The sequence below is a fragment of the Parafrankia soli genome (assembly GCF_001854695.1).
Taxonomy (GTDB): Bacteria; Actinomycetota; Actinomycetes; order Frankiales; family Frankiaceae; genus Parafrankia; species Parafrankia soli.
This window is the reverse complement of sequence record NZ_MAXA01000120.1, coordinates 1-2,499: the sequence shown is the minus strand read 5'-3', so window position 1 is coordinate 2,499 and position 2,499 is coordinate 1. Positions and strand designations below refer to the sequence as shown.

At 71.6% G+C, this 2,499-nt stretch carries 2 protein-coding genes; both read left to right on the top strand.

Annotated elements, in window-relative coordinates:
* Positions 1–92: 92 nt before the first annotated feature.
* Positions 93–1,316 carry a lytic transglycosylase domain-containing protein gene (locus tag BBK14_RS38860; RefSeq protein WP_071062019.1) on the top strand — a complete coding sequence of 408 codons (1,224 nt, stop codon included), beginning with the start codon at positions 93–95 and terminating at the stop codon, positions 1,314–1,316.
* 319 nt (positions 1,317–1,635) lie between these two features.
* Positions 1,636–2,097 (top strand): hypothetical protein, encoded by a 462-nt coding sequence (locus BBK14_RS12110; RefSeq protein WP_071062017.1) that lies wholly within the window; start codon positions 1,636–1,638, stop codon positions 2,095–2,097.
* The last annotated feature ends 402 nt before the right edge of the window (positions 2,098–2,499 follow it).

Below are 2,499 nucleotides of genomic sequence, written 5' to 3'. Positions count from 1 at the left end.
CCCCCGCCGCCCAGCGGCTACGCCAGCGCGCCTCCCGCCAGCCGCAGAACCCGCTGCCGCGCACCGCCCGCCGCCGCCCCGGCCGGTAGCCGATGGCAGTACCCGCGGTCGCGGCGAAAGCCGCCCACGCCGCCACCCGCCGCCTGATTCAACGCAAGGCCCGCAAGGTCGCAGCACGCCAGGCCCGGAAGATCGCCGCCCGCGCATCCACCCGGAAGGAAGGGAACGCGTGGTGGTGGCTACTCGCCCTGCTCGTCGTCACCCCGGCCGGGCTGCTGGCTCTCACCGCTCTGATGCTCGTGGTCATCAGCGGGGGTGGTGGCGCAGCCTCCTCCCAGGCGTCCTCCGGCTTCGGTGGCCTCGGTCCGGCGCCAACGGCGGTGGATGGCATCCCCTCCCCGGTCCTAGACGCCTACCGGCGCGCACCGGACTACGCCCGCCGTTTCGCACCGGCCTGCCGGGGGGTGCGCTGGTCGATCCTGGCGGGCATCGGCCAAATCGAGTCCCACCACGGTGCCGGCCGGCCACTGGATCCCAACGGTGACCTGCGCACCCGCCCGATCATCGGAGTGCCGTTGGACGGCAGTAATGGCACCGCGCGGATCCTCGACAGTGACGGGGGCCGGTTCGACGGCGACCGCGTCTACGACCGGGCGGTCGGCCCCATGCAGTTCATCCCGAGCTCGTGGCGGACCATGGGCCGCGACGGCAACGACGACGGTGTCGCCGATCCGCACAACATCTACGACGCGGTCGCCGCCGCCGTGGTCCACCTGTGCGGGACCGGGCCGAAGGACCTCTCCGACCGGGCAACCCTCGACGCCRCGATCTACGGCTACAACGCCAGCCGCAGCTACGTCACCCAGGTCCTCGCCCAGATCGACCACTACGACCAGCTCACCCCCACGTCGGCCGGCGGCGGCTCGGCGAGCGGGACGACTGTTGAGACCTACCCGGCGATCATCAGCCTGATCGCGGATTCGTCCGTGCCCTACGGCGTCACCTCCACCCGCCGCACCCCCGAGGCCGGCGGCGGCGTCAGCTACCACCACGTCGGCCAAGCCGTCGACTTCGCGCTGCCACCCGCTGGGGCCCGTGACACCCCGCAACTGCTGACCATCAACCAGTTCTTCGCCCGCTACGCCCCCGGCCTCACCGAACTGATCTACACCGGGCCCGGGGCGACATGCGTGAAGAACGGGACGGTCGTGCCCTGCACCGCCGCGGTCTGGGATGCGAGCACCGTCGCGGAACACCACGATCACGTCCACGTCGCCGCCACCCCGGACACGCTGCGCCGGATCGGCCTCGGCTGATGGGGCACACCTGTACCCGGATCGGTCCGAACCGAGACTCCGCCACCCGTTCTGGTACTTCCCGCGGGGCTTCCCGCCGTGCTTCCTGCGGCACTTCCCGCCGTGCTTCCCGTGGGGCTTCCCGCCGTGCTTCCTGCGACCCGCGACGCCGAGGCGGCAAAACCCCAGCTCAACCCGGCCGGGCAACCTGCCCGGCCGTATTCGACATGTCTTTTCTGCCGGGACCTCGCAGGGGTGAGGGCGCGACGGTCCTGCCGGCAGAGCAAGTCCTCGCCTGGAATGGCGGGCGCCGTAGGCGCTCCGATCGGAGGTAGTAGACGTGACCCTGCTGGTAGGCGCGGGCGGAGCGATCGCGGTGATCGCGGTAGCCGTCGCCGTCGTGATCGCGGCAGCTCGGCGGCGAGCCGAGGCCCATCTGCTGGCATCACGACACGCCGTACAACTCATACCCACCTCCACCTTCGATCCCGACATGGCCGACGTCCTGCAGGCCACCGCCCTGCTGGCGGCCGTCCGGCCGGCCGTCAGCAGCGCGCCGCGGCGCGCAGCGCCGCTGCGTGTCCGTTTTGTCAGCCGCCCAGGGGGGCGGATCGCGATGGAGATCACGGTTCCGGCGAACGCGCGGTCGCTGATCGAGCAGGGCAGCTACCGCAACGTCGAACACCGCCGGGTGCCCTACGGCACCCCCGCGGGAGCGCCGCTGGGCGACCAGGTGGACCCGGGTGCGATTCGCCTGTGGGAGGCGTCCGACAGCGAAGAGGACACGGCCGCCGGCAGCTAGGCCCATTCGTTTCGGAAGGGCCGTAGCCGAGGGGTGACCTGTCCCCCGCGCGGGCGGCTGGGGATTCGGGCTGTCCGCGTGGGGGGTGACACCTCCCCCCGGGGTTGCATCTCCTCTCTTCAACCTCTATCAGAATACCGCATAGTGTGGTATTTTAGTAGTGGTTGATGTTCCCTCCCCTGGTCGAACTCCCCGCCACCCCCTCGGCGCCCGAAGGGCGGACACATGTCCCCGACCGTCCCCACCTCCGACCGGACTGCCCTACCGCTGCCCCTGTGGACCCCGCCCGCGCCCGCGGACCTGCCGGACTGGCGTGGCCGCCTGTGCGACACCGCTTACGCCCCGGTGAGGATCGCCGCGCTGATCAGCGCGCTCGGGCAGGGCCGCGGCACCCTCATCCCG